The following is a 445-nucleotide window of genomic DNA, read 5'->3' on the forward strand; positions in this document are numbered from 1 at the left end:
AATACAACTCCCTATATTAATTGGTGTTTATTATGCTATACAATCTACACCTGAGATAGCAAACCATCAATTTCTATGGTTAGAGTTAGGGAAATCTGATTTTCTCTTATCTTTATTTACGGGTATTATCTACATGACTTTAGCATTTGTCAATAAAGATCAAATGCAACAGGATGTACCTAAGTATTTATCCTATATAGGTTTTGTAACACCTATTATTATGTTTACCCTATGCTTGAATACTCCTGCAGCATTACCATTATATTGGATTATAAGTGGATTATTTATCATTTTACAAACAATGTACTCAAAAAAAATGCTTAATAAAATTAGAAAAAACAGCTCTTAATGAGCTGTTTTTTTATGATTTGCTTCTTTCTTAAATAACCTAATAAAGTTTAATAAAGAATATATCCCTACAGAAATATAAGTGAAGAATACAAAT

General features: G+C 27.4%; 1 protein-coding gene. It reads left to right on the plus strand.

Annotated features, from left to right (window positions below):
* Positions 1-349 (plus strand): YidC/Oxa1 family membrane protein insertase (locus tag RT27_RS31980; protein ID WP_043939424.1); only part of this gene is annotated, 349 nt, incomplete at its 5' end.
* Positions 350-445: the final 96 nt, after the last annotated feature.

Source organism: Bacillus sp. L_1B0_5 (assembly GCF_000836715.1).
In the GTDB taxonomy this organism is placed as follows: Bacteria; Bacillota; Bacilli; order Bacillales; family Bacillaceae_G; genus Bacillus_A; species Bacillus_A thuringiensis_S.